Genomic DNA, 16,116 nt, shown 5'->3' on the forward strand with positions numbered 1-16,116 from the left:
CTCTAGTAAACAGGTGGCGAAACCACCCAGATGACTACCGCTGGCTCCGCTCCAGGATTGCGCCAGCGGAACGGCTTGCCGTCGAAGCGAAAAGAGTCGCCCTCACCAAGCCGGTGCCAGACGCCTGATATCTCGATGTCGAAGCTGCCGGAAGCGACATATCCGGCTTCTTCCGTCGGCCGGCGCGCCTCGGTCTTCAGCTCAGCACCCGGCGCGAAGACCGAACGCAGCATCTCGAAGCTACCGCCAAGATCGGGCGAAAGAAGCTCCTCCACCAGGCCAGAATCGCTTGTGCCAAGCGTGCGGCGGCTGCCGGCGCGCACGACCACGCCGCGCTCGTTCTCAACGGGCACGTCGTGGCTGAAGAACAGGCTGACAGGCACGCCGAACAATTCCGCGAAGGCTCTGAGATCGCTGAGCGATGGCATCGACAGGCCGCGCTCGACCTGACTGACCCAGCCGACGGAGCGGCCGAGCTTCAGGGCGATCTCGGTAAGCGTCAGACCGCGCGCCCGGCGCAGCGCCCTGATATCGCCGGCCAGCAGCCGTTCGCGGTTTTCCTGCTCCGATCGGACGGCGGTTGAGGGCAAAGCCATGGTGAAAATTTCTCTGGTGAAAAATTAGGGGCAAATTTCATGAGAGGTCAAGTTCGTGAAAAAATCAAAGGATTTTCATGAGGCCACAAGATTTGCTTGCGCCATTTTGGCGGTTCAGGCAAAGGCTCGGCCACGAACGGCGAGTGAGGGCGCCCGGTCGAGGCTTGCGATAGAGCGCCACGCGTGAAATTGGACTGGTAATGGTGCTCTCTCATTTTCTGGACGGCGCATGATCCTTTCCGGAATCGATTCCGGATTTCGGGTCACGCGCAAAGGGACGCCCATGCTGGACAACAGGACTACAACTAAAGATGGTGCAGCGATCGTCGACGAGGCGATCACGTCGCGACGTTCGGTGCGCGCCTTTCTGCCCGATATGGTCGACGACGAGACGATCCGCGCCATTCTCTCGGTTGCCGCGCGTGCACCTTCGGGCACCAACATGCAGCCCTGGCGGGTCTACGTCACCAAGGGTGAGGTCAAGCAGCGGATCACCGACGCCATCCTCAACTCCGGCATCCGCGCCGAAAAGGCCGAGTGGGACGAATATCGCTACTATCCCGACCAGTTCTTCGAACCGTATCTCACCCGGCGGCGGGCCAACGGCTTCGGCCTCTACAGCGTGCTCGGCATCGGCCGGCGCGAAGTAGACAGGATGCGCGCGCAGCACGACCGCAACTTCGTCTTCTTCGACGCGCCGGTCGGCATGATCTTCACCGTCGACCGGCGGCTGAACAAGGGGTCGTGGATCGACTACGGCATGTTCCTGCAGAACATCATGGTGGCGGCGCGGGGCAGGGGCCTGCATACCTGCCCGCAGGCGGCCTTTGCACCTTATCACAAGCAGATCAGGCCGGTGCTCAACATTCCCGAGGAGGAGATCGTCGTCTGCGGCATGGCGCTTGGCCGTGAGGACACATCCAAGCCCGAAAACGAGTTCCGCACCGACCGTGCGCCGTTGGAGGAGTGGGTGACGTTCGCCACGTGAGGCAACGATACGCCGTCTCGGTCTACTGTACCTCGTAACCGACTTCCTCGCTGGCATGGCAGAGCGCCTTCCAGAATGAGCGCGCAAATGAGCGGAATACATAGATGTCGAACTGGTCGGCGCCGGTGCGCTGGATCTGGGCGAAGACGTCATGATGCATGGTCGAGCGGCCGGCACCGACCGGGAAGGCCGGCAGCGCGAAGTCGATGGCGAAGAATTTCGCCAGCACCCATTCGGCCTTCGGTCCGGCGATGCGGATCGCGGTGCGGCCGTGCGACAGGTCGGTCACCGTGCCGATCGCCGGGGTGACGACATTGGCAAAGGCCGATGCCAGGCCTTCTGCCTCATCGACCACAGTGAATTTTCCAGGCGCAAAGCCGAACACCGACCTCACGCCGTCGGTGCTGCCAGCGCCGGCGCCATCGGGCAGCGCAAGGCCGGTAACGGTGCGGATACCGGCGATCAACTCCTTCTCCTGGCCCGGCCAGGCAGCGAGCTGCAGGATCGATCCCGGCCTGGTTTCGGAGAGGATGACCTCGATGCCGTGTTCGAAATCGCCGTGCGAGCCGGTACGCAGTTCCGGCTCAAGCGGTGCCGGCTCAAGCGGTGATTGGCGCTCAACCATGCATGCGGCTCCCATCCGGATCAAAGAAGTGGTTGGAGACGATCTCGACCGGGCCGAACCGGTTGCGCAGGGGATCGGAGATATGGGCGCGCGTACCGCGCCGTGCCTTGCCGTCCTTGACCAAAGCGAGCGCGATGTACTTGCCGAGTGCCGGCGAATAACAGCAAGCGGTGATGTGGCCGATGGAATCGTGCGGGTCGGCTTCGTCAAGCGCCTCGACGATGTGCCCGCCGCCGTTGAGCGGCTGGTTGTCCAGCGAAATCAGGCCGACGAGTTCCAGACGGCCGGGCGCAATCAGGCCCTCGCGATCCATCATCGCCGAGCCGATGAAGGACTTCTTCTTGGACAGCATCCAGTCGAGATGCAGGTCGCGCGCCGTGGTGCGGCCGTCGATCTCGGCGCCAGTGACGTGGCCTTTCTCGATGCGCATCGTGCCCAGCGCCTCAAGCCCGTAAGTCACCAGTCCGAACGGCTTGCCGGCTTCGATCAACGCTTCCCAGACATGGGTGCCGTACCCGGCGCCGGAGTAAACTTCGAAGGCCATTTCGCCTGAGAAGGAAAGCCGGCAGATCATCACCGGCACCCCTGATATCTTGCCGTGCACGATGCCCATGAAAGGCAAGGTGGCGTTGTCTACCGCTGTTCCGGTGACGCAAGCGGCAAGAATGGCTCGCGCCTTTGGCCCGCCGATCGCCGCACCCGCCCATTGGTCGGTCACCGAGGTGACGTGGACCTTCAGCTCCGGCCAGATGACGTCGAGGAAATATTCCAGGTGCTGCATCACCTTGCCGGCATTGGCCGTGGTGGTGGTCATCAAAAAGTCCTGTTCGCCAAGCCGCCATGTCGTGCCGTCGTCGAAGGCGAGGCCGTCCTCGCGCAGCATCAGCCCGTAGCGGGCCTTGCCGACGGCCAGCGTCGAGAACATGTTGGTGTAGACCCGGTCGAGAAATTCCGCCGCGTCCGGACCCTGTACGGCGATCTTGCCCAGTGTCGAGACATCGACGATGCCGGCGCTCTCGCGCGTCGTCCTGGCTTCGCGCACATAGGCCTGCTCGATCGTCTCGCCTGAAAGCCCGTAGATCATCGGGCGATACCAGAGGCCGGCCGAATACATGGTCGCGCCGTTGGCGACGTGCCAGTCATGCATCGGAGTCAGCCGTTCGGGCCTCAGGTCGCCGAAACGCTCGGCGGCCAGCGAGCCGATCGACACGGCCGAAAAAGGCGGACGAAAACGGGTCGTACCGACTTCGGGGATCGGCTTGCCCAACGCTTCGGCCATGATGGCGAGGCCGGCTATGTTAGAGCTCTTGCCCTGGTCGGTCGCCATGCCCAGCGTTGTGTAGCGCTTCAGGTGCTCGACCGAGATGAAGCCTTCGCGATGCGCAAGCCGCACATCCTCCGCGGTCACGTCGTGCTGGAAATCGACGAAGCTTTTTCCATCGGCCCTGATCTCGAACACCGGTGCCGGATCGGGATCGCCTGGGACGGCTTCAACGACCGGCAGGGCGGCTGGCGTGCCCGTTCCACCCGCCGCGGAAAGGCCGGCGGCGCGGCCTTCGACGATTGCCTCGGCGGTGGAAAAGCTGCCGGTGAAGGCGCCGGCGCCAATCCATTGCTGTGTTGGCCATCGCTGCGTCGCCTTCGGTGGCAGGAAGGCCTGCAACGCCTCGTTCCATTCCGCCTTTGCGCCGGCCTGGCTGGCCAGATGGATGGTCGGCGACCAGCCTGCCGACATCAGCAGGCAGTCGGCTTGAATGCTGCGCGTGTCGCCGGCAAGCGCGCCGTTGGCCATGTCGAAGCGCTGCACCTTGATGCCGGACAGCGCCTTGCCGCCTTCGGTGGCGACCACGGCGTGACCGGCAAGGCTCTTGGCCTCCGCTTCATCGGCGAATTCGCGCATCTCGCTCGAAAGCTCCGGCCGCACGTCGATGATGGCGACGATCGCCGCACCGGCTTTCTTCAGTGCAAGGGCGGAGCGATAGGCGCTGTCATTGTTGGTGAACAGCGCGATCCTGTTGCCCGGCAGCACGCCGTACTCGTTGGCGTAGCGCTCGGCGGCATGCGCCAGCATCACACCCGGCCGGTCGTTGCCCGGAAACACCAGCGGCCGCTCGAAGGAGCCGGTGGCCAGCACCACCGACTTGGCGCGGATGGTCCAGTAGCGATGGCGCGGTTCGCCCTTGCCGGGCCTCTCCTTATGATCGGTGACCCGTTCGAGCGCGGCGAGCGTGTTGCCATCGTAGTAGCCCCAGACCGTGGTGCGCGGCAGCAGGCGGACATTGTCATAGCCTTCGAGCTGGCCGGCGGCTCGCGCTGCCCAATCGGCGGCCGGCATGCCGTCGATCGTCTCGCCCGACCAATTGGCCGAGCCGCCGAAATGCGGTTCGAGCTCGCTGAGGATGACACGCGCGCCCTGATCGGCTGCTGCCCTGGCGGCCATCAGTCCGGCCGGACCGGAGCCGACCACCAGCACATCGCAGAAGGCGTTCATCCGCTCATAACGTGCCGTGTCGGCAGCGGTCCCGGCGCGGCCAAGACCGGCGGCGCGGCGGATGAAATGCTCGCAGAACATCCAAAAACGCGTGCTCTTCAGCGGGCCGATCGCGGGTCCCATGAAGGTCTTGTAATAGAAGCCGGCGGACAGAAGCTTGCCGCCGAGCTGGTTGGCGGCGCTGATATCCCAGGCCAGCGATGGAAAGCGGTTCTGGCTGACAGCGGTCAGCCCGTCATAGATCTCGACCATGGTCGCGGCGATGTTCGGCTCGCGAACCTCGCCCCGCAGCACCGTCACCAGGGCGTTCGGTTCCTCGACGCCTGCTGTCAGCACGCCGCGCGGGCGGTGATATTTGAACGAGCGCCCGAACAGGGTGACCCCGTTGGCCAGCAGCGCCGAAGCGAGCGTGTCGCCGACATGGCCGGTGTGGGGCGCGCCGTCGAAGGTGAACCGGATGGTTCGCAGCCGGTCGATCCGGCCACCGGCATCGGTGCGGCGCGGGCTCATGGCTTGCCCTCCGCCTTGTGCCGAGCAGCGACTTTGTGGTCGCCGCGCGCAAAGGCGACGCTGGAGATCTCGTGTGTCAGCGTGTTGCGCACGACCCTGAGATGGGCGCGGCAGCCGCCGGAATGCTGCCAGATCTCGTTGTGGTCACCCGCCGGGTTCAACCTGTTGTAGACATAGGCGTTCCAGGCATCGAGGTTTTGCGAGGCGGGGTGAGGGCGCTCGCGGTTGCCGTCACCTTGGTAGGTGAACTCGATGACGTCGCGCGGGCCGCAATAGGGGCAGGTGATCAGCATGCGATTGTATCTTCTTGTTTGACCATGATTTTGGCCGAAAACCGATTTCCACTTTTTGCTACGCTGACCTTCGGTTCGGGGTCATGGTCTAATGCAGCCGCGGCGTTGCGCCCTGGCCCTTGTCGTCGATCACCAGGCCGCGATGGAAGCGATCCAGCGTGAAGGGCGCGTTGAAGTCGTGCGGTTCGTCTTTGGCGATGGTCCAGGCAAAGCACCAGCCGGAGGCCGGCGTCGCCTTGAAGCCGCCGTAGCACCAGCCGCAGTTGAGATACATGCCCGGCAGCGGACCGATGGTGATGATCGGCGAACCGTCCATTGACATGTCACAGACGCCGCCCCAGGAGCGCAGCATGCGGACGCGGGCGAGACCCGGAAACAGCGCCAGCATCTCGCTCATCACCTCATCGACAACAGGCAAACTGCCGCGCTGTGCGTAGCTGTTGTAGCCGTCGAGATCGCCGCCATAGACAAGGCCGCCCTTGTCCGACTGCGACATGTAGAAATGGCCCATGCCGAAGGTCAGGACGGTATCGATGAACGGCTTCAGCGACTCCGTCACGAAGGCCTGCAGCACATGGCTCTCGATTGGCATCGTATCGATGCCGGCGAGCCGCATGACTTGCCCGGTGCTGCCGGCCACCGCGACCGCCACTTTCCTGGCGCGGATCTCGCCGCGCGACGTCGACACGCCTGATATGCGGTCGCCATCGCGCAGGAAGCCGGTAACTTCGCAATTCTCGATGATGTCGACGCCACGGCGGTCGGCACCGCGCGCATAGCCCCAGGCGACGGCATCGTGGCGGGCGGTGCCGGCGCGCCGCTGCATCAGGCCGCCGACGATTGGGAAGCGCGCTGTGGCGGAGACGTCAATCGCCGGCACCAGGCGCGCGATCTCGGCCGTGGTCATCAGTTCGGCGTCGACCCCGAGATGGCGCATGGCATTGCCGCGGCGGGCAAAATCGTCGAGCTGGGCGGGTGTGTGCGCGAGATTGAGGCAGCCGCGCTGCGAGAACATGACGTTATAGTTGAGGTCGTGCGACAGGTTCTCCCACAGCTTCATCGAATGGTCGTAGAAGCGCGTGTTGGCAGGCAGCAGGTAGTTGGAGCGAACGGCTGTCGTGTTGCGGCCGACATTGCCGGAGCCGAGCCAGCCCTTCTCCAGCACCGCGACATTGGTGATGCCGTGCTCCTTGGCGAGATAATAGGCGGTCGACAGGCCATGGCCGCCGCCGCCGATGACGATCACGTCATAGGACGCCTTCGGGGCCGGCTTGCGCCAGGCCGGTTTCCAGTCCTTGTTGCCGGTCAGCGCGTTTTTGAGAAGCGAGAAGGCCGAATATTCCGCCATTCTTCTTGTTATCCGTTCTGGCTTTTTGTCGTCCGTTGTGGGCGATGCGGCACACTATAGAGCAGGCCGCTGCCGCAAAGCCAATATTGCGCCATTGCTTTTCGACTGGCCGACTCCGAAATCGACGGGCAGAGCGGGACGGCTTGCTCCCCGGTATGAGCGTCTTTATCAAGGACGAGCTTTAGAACGCCTTGCCGCCTGTGAGTCGCCAAACGATCATGCTTTTCCGACTGCTCCGCTTCGTTCTGGTCCTGGCGATCGTTGCCTCGGCGCCGCTGTCGCTTGATGCGGCGGCGCAGGAGCTTGACCAGGCTGCGTCCGGGGTCGTCGCCGACCAGCAGAAAATCCTGCAGGACCTGACAACAAGGACCGACAATCTCGAAAAGAAAATCCAGGAGGATGGTGACGACGACGCCAGCCTTGTCGATATCCGCCTGCAGCTCGAGGAAATGTCGCGAGGTGCGCTGAACAGCGCGCTTGCCTTCCGCCCGCGCCTTTCGGAGATCAACGCAAGGCTCGATCAGCTCGGGGCGCCGCCGGCCGCGGGCCAGCCGCCCGAACCCGAGATCGTGACCAGCGAACGCCAGGCGCTGGCGTCCGAAAAGGCCGAGATCAATGCTGTCATCGCCGCGGCGCAAAATCTGTCGATCCGCATCAGCGGCCTCATCGCCAAGATCGCCAATATGCGCAGCGAGCTGTTTCGCAATCTGCTCACCAAGCGCTACGTCCTGTCCGACGCTCTGAGCCCCGAGGTCATTTCCGATGCCAACGGCGAATTTACCGGCTTCTACAAGGCGGTGTCATCGTGGCTGACCTTCGCCTTCAAGTTCAAGTTCCAGGCCGTGCTGGCCGCGACCTTGACGGCACTTTCCCTGGCGGCGGTACTTTTTGTCGGTGGGCGGCGCCTGTTCGGGCGTGTCTTCGAAGCTGACCCTTCCGTCGAAGATCCCTCCTATCTCAGCCGGCTGTCGGTGGCGTTCTGGTCGACATTGCTGCCGACGCTGGCGGTTGGCGTCTTCCTGGTCTCGACCGTGTTCTTTTTCAACTACTATAACGTGTTACGCGGCGACATTGGCGTTTTCCTGAATGCGCTGGTCGGGGTCATCGCGGTGGTGTTCTGCGTCAACCGGCTGGCCAATGCGGCGCTGGAGCCGCGGCTGCCGAACTGGCGGCTGATACCCGTTGAAACCGGCCCGGCACGCTGGCTGGTGCGGCTGACGACCGCCATGGCGGTGGTGATCGGCGTCAACAATTTCCTGTCGGTCGTCAACGACAAGATGGGCTCGCCGCTGTCGCTGACCATCGCCAGAAGTTTTGTCGCCACCCTTATCGTCGGCGTCATCTTGATCCTGATGGGGCTGCTGAAACCGTTCAAGGCCGCCGACGGAAGCTGGCGTCCCTGGCCGGCGTGGCTGCGCTACACGGCCGTCGCGATCGGCCTTTTCACCATCGCCGCGGCGCTGCTCGGCTATATCGGCCTTGCCATCTTCGTCTCGCTGCAGGTCGTGGTCACCGGCACCATTCTGGTCACCGCCTATATCGGCTTCCTGTCGGCGCGGGCGATCAGCGAGGAAGGTGGCTTTGCCAACACATCGATCGGGCGCTGGCTATCGACCAATTCCAGTTATGAGGAGTCCGCGCTCGACCAGCTCGGCCTGGTTGTCAGCGTCGCCATCAACCTGATGATCGTGCTGGTGTTCCTGCCGCTGATCCTGTTGATGTGGGGCTTCCAGCCCGGCGACATCCAGGCCTGGGGCTACAAGCTGGCGACGGGCCTCACCATCGGCTCGGTGACGATCTCGGTGACCGGCATCCTGACCGGCATCGTTGTCTTCATAATCGGCTATTTCCTGACGCGCTGGTTCCAGGGCTGGCTCGACGGCTCGGTGATGGCGCGCGGCAAAGTCGATACCGGCGTGCGCAACTCGATCCGGCTGGCGGTCGGCTATGCCGGGGTGGCGCTCGCAGCACTCGTCGGCGTCTCGGCGGCGGGCATCGATCTCTCCAATCTGGCGCTTGTCGCCGGCGCCCTATCGCTCGGTATCGGCTTTGGCCTGCAGAATGTCGTCTCCAACTTCGTCTCCGGTCTGATCCTTTTGGCCGAGCGGCCGTTCAAGGTCGGCGACTGGATCGTCGCCGGTGACATCAGCGGCACGGTCAAGAAGATCAGTGTGCGCGCTACCGAGATCGAGACGTTCCAGCGCCAGTCGGTGATCCTGCCCAACTCAAACCTGATTAACAATGCCGTCGGCAACTGGACACACCGCAACAAGCTCGGGCGCATCGACATCAAGGTCGGCGTTGCCTACGGCAGCGACGTCAAGCAGGCTCATGCTGTCCTGTTGGAGATTGCGCGCGGCCATCCGCTGGTGCTGAAAAATCCGGAACCCTTCGTGCTGTTCACCAATTTCGGGCCGGCCGCTCTCGAATTCGAAATCCGTGTGTTCCTGGCCGACGTGATGAACGGCAACATCGTGCAGAACGACATCCGGTTTGCCGTCCTCGATGAGTTCGCCGACCAGCATATCGAAATTCCATCGGCGCCGCGCGCCGTCATCGAGACCAAGAAGCATGAAGCGTGGCCGATCGATGACGATCAGATCGAGGCCGAATTCGCCGAACAGGAACGCGCGGCGGCTGAAGCCGCGGCCGAGACGAAACGCCTGGCTAGATCCGGGCGTAAGGTCCGCAAGCCGGATCCCGATTAGTACATTAAGATTGAGGTGAGGCCGGCTTTCGACACAGCGAAAGCAATTGCGGCATGAATGCGGCATTCAGTTGCCGTTCAGCTTGCATCTCATATAAGCTCACATGCAAAGGGCGAGAATGCCTTGCGAAATGCAACAGAGGCGGTGGAAACACCGATACTGCAAATGTGGAAGTCTCTCGTCGCCGCCATCGCTTTTCTTGCCGTGGGCGGTTCAGCCTTCGCCGCCAGCGCGACCAACAAGGACGCCGAGACCCGCACACTGGTCGTGACCGAAGGCGGTGGCAAGACGGAGCTGGCGCTGGCCGCCGGCGAAACGGCGGAATTCTGCCCGACCGGCTGTTTCGTTACCATGCCGAATGGTGATCTCGAGGCGCTGACCGGTTCGGAAACAATCGAAATTTCGGGCGGGGTCGCCCGTATCAAGTAACCGCGCCAAGCAACGTTGACGACTTGTTTCGTAGGCCGGGCAACTGCCCGGCCTTTTATCGTTTCGGCTCATCGAAACTTAACGATGAAGGGGGAAATACCGTCACGCAAACCTGGCCAGACCGGGCGTTTTAACGTTCGCTGCGCTGTTCCCCGTTATATCGAGCCGAAGACGCCGAAGCACGGCGCGGGTTTTGGATCGGCGCATGATCCCTTCCGAGAAATCGGTTTTCGGGATCATGGGCTTTAGGCAGGGCAACGGAAAATGGACGCGCGGTCGGACAGGAACGCAATCCCGCTTGCGGTCGATCTCGACGGCACGCTGATCGCGACGGACCTGTTGTGGGAAGGCCTGTTCATCCTTCTCAAGAAGAATCCGCTCTATATTTTCCTCGTGCCATTCTGGCTTGCCGGCGGACCGGCGCGGTTGAAGCAAGCCATCGCTCAACGCGTCGACATCGACCCTGCGTCGCTGCCTTACCGCGAGGCGCTGCTTCAGCGCCTTCGCATTGAACATGGCGAGGGCCGCCAGATCGTGCTGGCGACCGGCACGCCGCGCAAATTCGCCGAGGCGATCGCAGGACATCTCGGGATATTCGATCGCGTCCTGGCGACCGACGGCCCCCACAACATGACCTCAGGCAGAAAGCGCGCCTCGCTTGTCGCCGCCTATGGCGATGGCGGCTTCGACTATGCCGGCAACAGCCGGCACGACCTTACGGTATTCGACGCCGCGCGCGCGGCAATCGTCGTCGCGCCCGACCGCCATGCCGCGCGCTGGCAGGCCACGCACGGTGCCGAAATGATGCCGGCTCCGAAGTCGACTTTCAGAACCATCGTCAAGATGTTGCGCGTTCATCAGTGGCTGAAGAACTCGCTGATTGCGGTGCCGATGGTGCTGTCGCACGAATACTTCAACGCCGACATGATCTGGAAATGCCTGCTGGCATTCGTATCGTTCAGCGCAGTCGCTTCCGCCATCTACATCCTCAATGATTTCTTCGATCTCGCGCTCGACCGCAAACACCTGACCAAGCGCAACCGGCCATTCGCCAGCGGCGCGCTGTCGATCCCGTTCGGCCTCGGTTCCATGATGGTGCTGCTGGCAATAGGCGTTGGTGCAGGGCTTCTGCTGCCGATCGAATTCATCGGCGTGCTCGGTGGCTACATAGTCATCACCACCGCCTATTCGCTGTCGTTCAAGCGCATGCTCCTGATCGACGTGCTGACGCTGGCCGGTCTCTACACGATCCGCGTTCTGGCGGGCGCCGCGGCGACCGGCGTCGACGTCTCGTTCTGGCTGCTGGCCTTCTCGATCTTCTTTTTCCTGTCGCTGGCGCTGGTGAAGCGTTTCGTCGAGCTGCGCTCGACCGCCATTCCGGCCGGCGAACGCATTGCCGGCCGCGGCTACCGCACCGAAGACCAGGAGATCGTCGCCCAGGCGGGCATGGCCTCGGCCTTTTCCTCGGCGCTGGTGCTGGCGCTCTATATGGACAGCGGTGCGGTGCGCGAACTCTACCCGCACCCTTGGCTGGTCTGGCCGCTGGCACCGATCGTGCTCTACCTGACCATACGCGTCTGGATTCTCGCCCGCCGCGACAAGATGCATGACGATCCGGTCGTCTTCATCATCCGCGACTGGCGCAGCCAGATCGTCGTGCTCATTGGCGCCGTGTTTCTGGTCGCCGGAGGCTGGTAGGCATGGCGGGGGAGCGGTTCCAGAGCTTTGGTCTTGCCACGCCACCGGCACTCGATGTGATCCCGGCGGATGACGCTGTTGCGCTGCTGAAGAGCGGCAAGGCGACAAGAAACGCTTTGCTCGCCTACGGCAACGGCCGCTCCTATGGCGATTCCTGCCAGAACGAGGCCGGCATGATCGTCGACATGCGGCCGCTGAACCGTATCCGCGCCTTCAATGCCGAGACCGGCGTGATCGAGGCCGAGGCCGGCGTGCTTCTGTCCGACATTATCGCCCATGCAGCGCCATACGGCTTCTTTCCGGCGGTCATTCCGGGTACGCAGTTCGTCACGCTCGGCGGCGCCATCGCCAATGACGTTCACGGCAAGAACCATCACCGGCGCGGCACCTTCGGCTGCCACGTCGAATCCTTCACGTTGCTCAGATCGGATGGACGGACCCATTACTGCTCGGCCACCGACGATGCACGCCTGTTTGCGGCGACAATCGGCGGCATGGGGCTGACCGGACTGATCCTGTCGGCGTCGATCCGGCTGATGCGGGTGCCATCGCTCGACATCGTCGAGACGGCGACGCCGTTCCGCGACGTTGGCGAATTCTTCGAGCTTGCCGAAGCGGCCGACCAGGCCAACGAATACGTCGTCGCGTGGATCGACCAGCTTGCCGGCGGCCACAGGCGCGGGCGCGGGCTGCTGTTCACCGGCAATCACGCCGAGCATGGCTCCCATGCGGCTTTGCGTGCCGGCGGAAATCTTTCGGTGCCGTTCCAGCCGCCGTTCAACGTGCTCAACCGGCCGTTCCTGACTGCCTTCAATGCCGCCTACCGGTGGAAGAAAGGCCGGTCCACCGCGCCGCGCCAGGTCGGCTACCAGAGTTTTTTCTTTCCGCTCGACGGCGTCGGCAACTGGAACCGGCTCTACGGACCGAACGGGCTTTTCCAGCATCAGAGCGTGGTGCCGGAAGAGGCCGCGCGCCGGGCTGTGCCGGCGCTGCTTGCGGCGGCAAAGCGGGCGGGGCAGGGCTCGTTCCTCACGGTTCTGAAGCGCTTCGGCTCGATTCGCTCGCCGGCACTGCTGTCGTTCCCACGACCGGGTTTCACGCTGACGCTTGATTTTCCCAACCGTGGCCGGGCGACGCTGGCGCTGCTGAAGGAGCTCGATCACATCACAGTCGAGGCCGGTGGCGCGGTCAATCCTTACAAGGACGCTCGCATGGGCGTCGACGTTTTCGCCGCTTCGTTTCCGGGATGGCAAAGCCTCGAAGCCATCCGCGACCCCGCCTTCATGTCGAGTTTCTGGGGGCGAACGGCGAAAGAACACGAAGCTCGGCGCGAAACCGCCGAAGCCGCAGAATAGATAAATTAGAATAGTTCGTGGTTATCGGATTGATAAGGCCAATATTTGCTTAAATCGCTTTGTGCTTCACGAAATGTTTGCAGGTTTGTAATAGAACGATTGAAGGGTTGGCGTAAGAACATGAGATACATCGTCTTCATTCTGTTCACGGTCATGACCAATGCCGCTGCGCAGCTCATGCTGAAGCAAGGCATGATGTCGCTCGGTCCGATCTCCTTCGAGGGGACCAATCCGTTGCTGAAGCTATTGCAGATTGTCTTCAGCCCTTGGGTTTTCCTCGGCCTGTGCACCTTTGTCATCTCGATGGCGTCGCACCTCTATGTGCTGTCGAAGGTCGAGCTTAGCTTCGCCTATCCGTTCCTCAGTCTCGCCTATGTCGCGGTTGCGGTCTTCGCCTATTTCATCTTCCGCGAAGACCTCAATGCCTGGCGTGTCGCCGGCATCGCTTTCATCTGCGTCGGCACGGTGCTCATCGCCCAAAGTGGCCGGGACTTGGGCGATCAGGGACACGAGGGCGAGACCGCTTCCGTTTCCCCCGACAAGATTCATACCAGCGGGATCGTTCGATGAGACATGTGATCTTCGGCGGCGACGGTTTCGTCGGCCGCCACCTTGCCCCGAAACTTCTGGCCGACGGCGAGGAGGTGGTTGTCGCCGACATCGCCAGGCGCGACCTGCCGCATTACCGTTCGGTCCGATATGTCAGGTGCGACGTCACCGATCCGGCCTCGGTCGCTTCGGTTGGGCTGAAGGCCGACGACATGGTCTACAATCTGTCGGCGAAAATGCTGTCGCCGATCCAGGTGCGCGCCAAGCGCCACGAATTCTTCTTTCCGGTGAATTTCCACGGCACCGAGCACATCATGCAAGCGATGGACAGTGCCGGCGCGCCAAGGCTCGTCCACTACACCACCGACATGATCTACGGCCACACGGTCACCCAACCGATGACCGAGGAACATCCGGTCGCGCCGCTCGGCGAATATGGCTGGTCGAAGCAGAAGACCGAGGAGCTGGCCGCCGAATGGCGCAAGCGCGGCATGTCGATCTCGCTGTTTCGGCCGCGCCTGATTATCGGCCCCGGCCGTCTCGGCATCCTCGAAAAACTGTTCAAGCTGATCGACTGGAACTTTCCGGTGCCGATGATCGGCTCGGGCAGGAACCCCTATCAGTTCATCTCGGTGTTCGACTGCGCCGAGGCGGCGCGCGCCGCCTGGAAGGCTGGAGTGCCTGATGAGGCCTATAATCTCGGCTCGCTCAACCCGCCGCCGGTCAGGAAACTGCTTGGCGATCTGATCAGGCATGCCGGTTCGAACTCGATCCTGATTCCGACACCGGGCTGGGCGGTCAAGCGCACGCTCGACCTGCTCGACCTCTTGAACATGCCGATCATGGATCCGGAGCAGTATCTGATCGCCGACGAGGATTGCGTGCTCGACGTGTCCAAGGCCGAACGCCAGCTCGGCTGGGTGCCGCAATATCGCGACGAGGACATGCTGATCGCCGCCTACAGCGAATACCGCGCTAGGAAAGACGGTCATGCCGTCGCCGCCAAACATGTGCCCGCCCAATGAAGGGCCACCAGGAGACTCTTGAGATGACCGTCATGACCACGCCAGATCACACGACTGCGCGCGCCACGGTCAGCGCGCCGACGCTTTCGCCCGCCACCACCGCCAAGCCTGATCTGATCAGCGTCGAGCAGGCCAAGGCCATGGACGTCGCGCGCATGACCGACCTGTTCAAGGCGCATCTCAACCCCGGCCAGCTGCATTTCATGAAGCTGCTCGGCTTCCACAAGATCAAGATCGAGCGCGCCGAAGGCATGTTTTACATCGACCAGAATGGCCGCAAGATCCTGGATTTCTTCGGCGGCTTCGGCTCGCTGGCCTTCGGCCACAATCATCCGCGCCTTCTCGATGCGCGCAAAAAGTTCCAGGACGAGAAGCGGCAGGAGATCGCCATCGCCTTCATGTCGCAATATGCGGCGGCCCTGGCGCACAATCTCGCCAAATGCTCGCCCGGCGACCTCGACATGGTGTTTCTGGGATCGTCCGGCTCGGAAGCCATGGAGGCGGCGGTGAAGCTCGCCGAGCGCGCCGCGGGCCCGAAGCGGCCGAAAATCGTCTATGCCGAGAATTCCTTCCACGGCAAGACCAAGGGCGTGCTGGCGATCACCGACGGCGCGCTCTACCGCGCCGACTTCAAGGTCGCCGACAATGTCGTGCGCATTCCGTTCGCCGACATCGAAGCGGTCGAGCGCACGTTCCGCTCCGATCCCGAGGTCGGCGTTATCGTACTGGAAACCATCCAGGGCGGTGGCGGCATCATTCAGGCGCCTGCGGGATACTGGCAGAAGCTGCGTGCGCTGTGCGACCAGTACGGTGTGCTGTGGGTCGCCGATGAAGTGCAGTGCGGCTATGGCCGCTCCGGCCGCTTCTATGCCTTCGAGCATTACGGCGTCGTTCCTGATGTGACGGCGCTGGCAAAGTCGCTCGGCGGCGGCAAGGCGGCGGTCGGCGCGATGATCGCCAGGCGCGAGGTCTACATGAAGGCCTATGGCACGCCGAAGACGGCAATGATCCACGCCATGGCCACCTTCGGCGGCATGGGCGAGGCCTGCGTCACCTCGATCGAGGCGCTCAACGTGCTTTACGACGAGGGGCTGATCGACAACGCCGCCGTGACCGGCGACTACCTCCTGCAACGCCTGCAGGCGCTGAGGGAGAAATATCCGAAGATCATCAAGGACGTCCGCGGCAAAGGCTTGATGGTCGGGCTGGAGTTCCACGACTTTTCGCAGACCCTGCCGATGGTGCTGCGGCCTGTGGTCAGCGTGCTTGACGAGAAGCTGAAGGGATCCTTGTCCGGTTTCGTCGGTGCGCTGCTGCTGCGCGACCACGACGTGCTCGTCGCCTTCACCGAATACAACCGCAACGTCATCCGTCTCGAACCGCCGCTGATCTGCCAGCGCGAACATGTCGACCGTTTTGTCGAGGCGCTCGACAGCCTGTTGTCGCGCGGGATCGTCTCGATCGTGAAGGATTTCGTCAAAAGCCAGGTCCGCTAGCCAGG

General features: G+C 62.9%; 13 protein-coding genes. 8 read left to right on the forward strand and 5 right to left on the reverse strand.

The genetic code is table 11. The annotated features are described in order from the left end of the window. Nucleotides 1-2: 2 nt before the first annotated feature. The gene (locus AC0L25_RS02675) at nucleotides 3-596 is read right to left on the reverse strand and encodes a helix-turn-helix domain-containing protein (RefSeq protein ID WP_473594088.1); all 594 of its coding nucleotides are present in this window, start codon (nucleotides 594-596) and stop codon (nucleotides 3-5) included. Between the two features lie 283 nt (nucleotides 597-879). Between AC0L25_RS02675 and AC0L25_RS02680 the strand changes: the two genes are divergently transcribed. Next, a complete protein-coding gene (locus AC0L25_RS02680; protein ID WP_473594089.1) occupies nucleotides 880-1,584 on the forward strand; it encodes a nitroreductase in 705 nt (234 codons plus the stop codon). A gap of 22 nt (nucleotides 1,585-1,606) precedes the next feature. Here AC0L25_RS02680 and AC0L25_RS02685 read toward each other — a convergent pair whose 3' ends face one another. From AC0L25_RS02685 to AC0L25_RS02700, 4 genes are all read right to left on the reverse strand, one after another. Continuing rightward, nucleotides 1,607-2,209: a sarcosine oxidase subunit gamma gene (locus AC0L25_RS02685; protein ID WP_473594090.1), complete on the reverse strand. Its 603-nt coding sequence runs from the start codon at nucleotides 2,207-2,209 to the stop codon at nucleotides 1,607-1,609. Next, a complete protein-coding gene (locus AC0L25_RS02690; protein ID WP_473594091.1) occupies nucleotides 2,202-5,210 on the reverse strand; it encodes a sarcosine oxidase subunit alpha in 3,009 nt (1,002 codons plus the stop codon). The genes AC0L25_RS02685 and AC0L25_RS02690 overlap by 8 nt, the downstream gene beginning before the upstream one ends. Further along, nucleotides 5,207-5,503 carry a sarcosine oxidase subunit delta gene (locus AC0L25_RS02695; RefSeq protein ID WP_473594092.1) on the reverse strand — a complete coding sequence of 99 codons (297 nt, stop codon included), beginning with the start codon at nucleotides 5,501-5,503 and terminating at the stop codon, nucleotides 5,207-5,209. Before AC0L25_RS02695 ends, AC0L25_RS02690 begins: the two co-directional genes overlap by 4 nt. A gap of 88 nt (nucleotides 5,504-5,591) precedes the next feature. Further along, nucleotides 5,592-6,851: a sarcosine oxidase subunit beta gene (locus AC0L25_RS02700; protein ID WP_473594093.1), complete on the reverse strand. Its 1,260-nt coding sequence runs from the start codon at nucleotides 6,849-6,851 to the stop codon at nucleotides 5,592-5,594. A gap of 218 nt (nucleotides 6,852-7,069) precedes the next feature. Between AC0L25_RS02700 and AC0L25_RS02705 the strand changes: the two genes are divergently transcribed. From AC0L25_RS02705 to AC0L25_RS02735, 7 genes are all read left to right on the forward strand, one after another. Further along, nucleotides 7,070-9,559 (forward strand): mechanosensitive ion channel domain-containing protein, encoded by a 2,490-nt coding sequence (locus AC0L25_RS02705; RefSeq protein WP_473594094.1) that lies wholly within the window; start codon nucleotides 7,070-7,072, stop codon nucleotides 9,557-9,559. A 165-nt stretch (nucleotides 9,560-9,724) separates the two neighbouring features. Then, nucleotides 9,725-9,988: a hypothetical protein gene (locus AC0L25_RS02710; RefSeq protein WP_023798910.1), complete on the forward strand. Its 264-nt coding sequence runs from the start codon at nucleotides 9,725-9,727 to the stop codon at nucleotides 9,986-9,988. 264 nt (nucleotides 9,989-10,252) lie between these two features. Continuing rightward, a complete protein-coding gene (locus tag AC0L25_RS02715) occupies nucleotides 10,253-11,686 on the forward strand; it encodes a UbiA family prenyltransferase (protein WP_473594095.1) in 1,434 nt (477 codons plus the stop codon). Nucleotides 11,687-11,688: 2 nt separating this feature from the next. Further along, nucleotides 11,689-13,041: an FAD-binding oxidoreductase gene (locus tag AC0L25_RS02720; RefSeq protein WP_473594096.1), complete on the forward strand. Its 1,353-nt coding sequence runs from the start codon at nucleotides 11,689-11,691 to the stop codon at nucleotides 13,039-13,041. Between the two features lie 120 nt (nucleotides 13,042-13,161). Continuing rightward, complete coding sequence (locus tag AC0L25_RS02725; RefSeq protein ID WP_473594097.1) at nucleotides 13,162-13,611, forward strand: EamA family transporter; 450 nt, start codon at nucleotides 13,162-13,164, stop codon at nucleotides 13,609-13,611. Beyond that, nucleotides 13,608-14,615: an NAD-dependent epimerase/dehydratase family protein gene (locus AC0L25_RS02730; RefSeq protein WP_473594098.1), complete on the forward strand. Its 1,008-nt coding sequence runs from the start codon at nucleotides 13,608-13,610 to the stop codon at nucleotides 14,613-14,615. The genes AC0L25_RS02725 and AC0L25_RS02730 overlap by 4 nt, the downstream gene beginning before the upstream one ends. A 23-nt stretch (nucleotides 14,616-14,638) precedes the next feature. Then, nucleotides 14,639-16,111 (forward strand): aspartate aminotransferase family protein, encoded by a 1,473-nt coding sequence (locus AC0L25_RS02735; RefSeq protein WP_473594099.1) that lies wholly within the window; start codon nucleotides 14,639-14,641, stop codon nucleotides 16,109-16,111. Nucleotides 16,112-16,116 lie beyond the last annotated feature (5 nt).

The organism is Mesorhizobium sp. WSM4813 (assembly GCF_055811555.1).

What these genes read in the sequence shown, in the direction of transcription:
- AC0L25_RS02675 (WP_473594088.1), bottom strand. Translation starts at nt 596, where the DNA reads ATGGCTTTGCCCTCAACCGCCGTCCGATCGGAGCAGGAAAACCGCGAA.
- AC0L25_RS02680 (WP_473594089.1), top strand. Translation starts at nt 880, where the DNA reads ATGCTGGACAACAGGACTACAACTAAAGATGGTGCAGCGATCGTCGAC.
- AC0L25_RS02685 (WP_473594090.1), bottom strand. Translation starts at nt 2,209, where the DNA reads ATGGTTGAGCGCCAATCACCGCTTGAGCCGGCACCGCTTGAGCCGGAA.
- AC0L25_RS02690 (WP_473594091.1), bottom strand. Translation starts at nt 5,210, where the DNA reads ATGAGCCCGCGCCGCACCGATGCCGGTGGCCGGATCGACCGGCTGCGA.
- AC0L25_RS02695 (WP_473594092.1), bottom strand. Translation starts at nt 5,503, where the DNA reads ATGCTGATCACCTGCCCCTATTGCGGCCCGCGCGACGTCATCGAGTTC.
- AC0L25_RS02700 (WP_473594093.1), bottom strand. Translation starts at nt 6,851, where the DNA reads ATGGCGGAATATTCGGCCTTCTCGCTTCTCAAAAACGCGCTGACCGGC.
- AC0L25_RS02705 (WP_473594094.1), top strand. Translation starts at nt 7,070, where the DNA reads ATGCTTTTCCGACTGCTCCGCTTCGTTCTGGTCCTGGCGATCGTTGCC.
- AC0L25_RS02710 (WP_023798910.1), top strand. Translation starts at nt 9,725, where the DNA reads ATGTGGAAGTCTCTCGTCGCCGCCATCGCTTTTCTTGCCGTGGGCGGT.
- AC0L25_RS02715 (WP_473594095.1), top strand. Translation starts at nt 10,253, where the DNA reads ATGGACGCGCGGTCGGACAGGAACGCAATCCCGCTTGCGGTCGATCTC.
- AC0L25_RS02720 (WP_473594096.1), top strand. Translation starts at nt 11,689, where the DNA reads ATGGCGGGGGAGCGGTTCCAGAGCTTTGGTCTTGCCACGCCACCGGCA.
- AC0L25_RS02725 (WP_473594097.1), top strand. Translation starts at nt 13,162, where the DNA reads ATGAGATACATCGTCTTCATTCTGTTCACGGTCATGACCAATGCCGCT.
- AC0L25_RS02730 (WP_473594098.1), top strand. Translation starts at nt 13,608, where the DNA reads ATGAGACATGTGATCTTCGGCGGCGACGGTTTCGTCGGCCGCCACCTT.
- AC0L25_RS02735 (WP_473594099.1), top strand. Translation starts at nt 14,639, where the DNA reads ATGACCGTCATGACCACGCCAGATCACACGACTGCGCGCGCCACGGTC.